This is a genomic window from Devosia sp. 919, from assembly GCF_013185965.1.
In the GTDB taxonomy this organism is placed as follows: Bacteria; Pseudomonadota; Alphaproteobacteria; order Rhizobiales; family Devosiaceae; genus Devosia.
Genome location: NZ_JABAOL010000009.1, coordinates 1 through 2,348 on the forward strand (window position 1 = coordinate 1; position 2,348 = coordinate 2,348).

At 58.0% G+C, this 2,348-nt stretch carries 1 protein-coding gene; it reads right to left on the reverse strand.

Annotated features, from left to right (window positions below):
* Positions 1-1,076: 1,076 nt before the first annotated feature.
* Positions 1,077-1,964: a hypothetical protein gene (locus HRQ64_RS19920; protein ID WP_172125970.1), complete on the reverse strand. Its 888-nt coding sequence runs from the start codon at positions 1,962-1,964 to the stop codon at positions 1,077-1,079.
* Positions 1,965-2,348: the final 384 nt, after the last annotated feature.

Genomic DNA, 2,348 nt, shown 5'->3' on the forward strand with positions numbered 1-2,348 from the left:
CAATGGTACTAAGTCTTAAGGCTTGGGAGAGTAGGTCGCTGCCAGGTCTGCCAAAAACGGATGTCTCAATACAATCTCGAAAACAAAAGCCCCGCACTCAGAAATGAGGCGGGGCTTTTTCGCGTTCGGAGATGAGCGGGGGGGGAGAGGGAACAGGCTGGCTTTGACAGCCGCTATAGCACCCGAGCTGAGGGAGGAAGTCCGCGGCTACGCACTTCTCCGCGGGAGTTTGGTTGTCGTGACCCGTTGCCAGCCGTAAGAATCCAGGTGCCACCAAAGCCCCGCCGTGCCCAAAATCGCACCGCAGTTCCGCTAAAGGGCTCGTCGGACCGCCCCGCAACCTCATTTGCTTTCCTTTGCTCGTTCATCATCGCACCCGGCTGTCGCAAGGGCCCTCAGCGCTTCCTAGTGCAGTTGGCTGCTGCGTCGAGCGGCACGCCCCCCAGAGCGGTTGCTATCGTCCTTCAGCTCTCTAGCGATAAGGCGGGTGTTCGCACCAAATTAACTGGGCCGGCATTTTGAACGCCGGCCGCGATGCAGGGTGTCCCTCGTTCAAGAGCTTGGCTGGTCTGGCTTGTGCCTCAAAGTGTTTGAAAAGGGTTACATTGCTCGATCGTTCTCTCAGTGGACTGGCGCGCACCACGAGCAACCCGGTGTCATGGCTTGAGGTACGAAAAAGCTACATTATTGCCAGAGGCCAGAGGCCAGAAGCCAAGGCTCATAAGTAGCAGTCCGCAGCTGGTATGGGGCTTGCCGTCCCGTTGGGTGATTTGCCATAATTGTCTGGTGCTCAATTTTAGCTTGGATGCTGCGCAGAAACGCAAGTGTCCGCACTCGGCTGTCATCTTCAGCCACTCTCCGGGAGGCTGTGGAGTACCTTTTCCTTGGCGCAGAAGGATGAGTATTTGTCCGCAATTTAGCTTTTCCCCTCCTCTTGTATGCGCTTCCCATATGGGGAACGGAGGGCCCCCCCGATGAAGTTTCGCTAAAGCGTGGGGAAAGCTGTCGTCAGGCAAGCCGCTCGTCGCTGACGTATGGTTCGCTGCCCGGCAAGGCGCCCAGTTGACTCCGCCATGTCAGTTCGCGGTACCGTAGCGGCGGCCAACGTGTTCTCGATGTGCCCGCAGGAACTGTGCGTCCAGCCGATGTTCGGGATTGGAGGGAATAAATAGTGTTTGAGGGCCCTTGCGGCTCGCAATATTGGGATCCCGGCTAGATCCTACTACTACCCAGGTATGGTCATCCAGAATGTCGATCACGCCGCTGTCCCACAGGTAGTGAAAGTCTCGAGTGGCGACCAGCAGATTGGAGAGCGTGTCGGGCCCTCCCCATTCAACCGGTTTGGCATGACACACTTCCAGACCTGTGGTTCTTCCATCGACGCTCAATAAGCGCCGTCCGCTAAATGCGCATTGGAAATTGTCCAGCGGTAAAGCCTCGGTTCGAACAGCCAGATCGCGATGCCATGCACTACGCCAAACTCGCTGCCGAACGGTGTCGTCGTTCTCCAGCATGCCCGATGGCTCAAGACTCGTAGGTGGTTGGTCGAAGTCGTTGAGAGCGAGAATTGCGCTGAACTCACCACTGGGTATGAAGCGGAAGTCTTCCGCGAACCGCCTGCCGTGCAGCTTGCCGTCATCATGTCGAGCATAGCTCTCCGGGACCGGTCCGCCGGCCGGAACCGGAACGGGCTCTCTGAACTCGACGATGTCGGCCAAGCGCAGCACCAGGTAATTTGGCTTGCTCATATCCAGATCCGCGTGGGTCAGCCAAGCAGATGCGAAATAGCCGGAAGGGTACTTGTTGGACCGGCTTTGATAAAGCAGCACCCGCGCTCCTGCACACCGTATTACACGGTCGGCAAACTGGCCCCGAACCAGTGTAACGTTGTTCCTCAGCAGGGGACGGCGTTGTTCATTGATAACAACGACGGCGTGAGCTTCGCGGTCTGTTTCCATCTCCATCAGGGAAACTACTAAGGGTGGAAACCGGCAGGATGGTGGCGGTACAAGGAGTGCTATCGGTTGAAGGCGGGGGTGACTGGCAGCAGGTCCTTGTGAGTCTCGACCCGAGAGAGCTTCCGCTCCAAACTGTCGGCCCTGCTATTGTGCCCCACAAGCTGAGCCCGAAAATCGCAGCCGTTTCAAGCGACCAGAGCTGGACAGGCCTCCTCGGGGCAGAGGCTCCCTTAGCGCGGCCCAAGGGGGCTCAGCATTCCGACGGCGAGCTTAGCGTTATCCACAGGCTCTGCTTTCTGGTGGAACCAGAAGTCAGTTTTGTCATTTAGCGTGTTGACGGTGGCGATGGGGTCGCTTATATCCCCGATCACCGCTGCAGAGCGAGGCGCC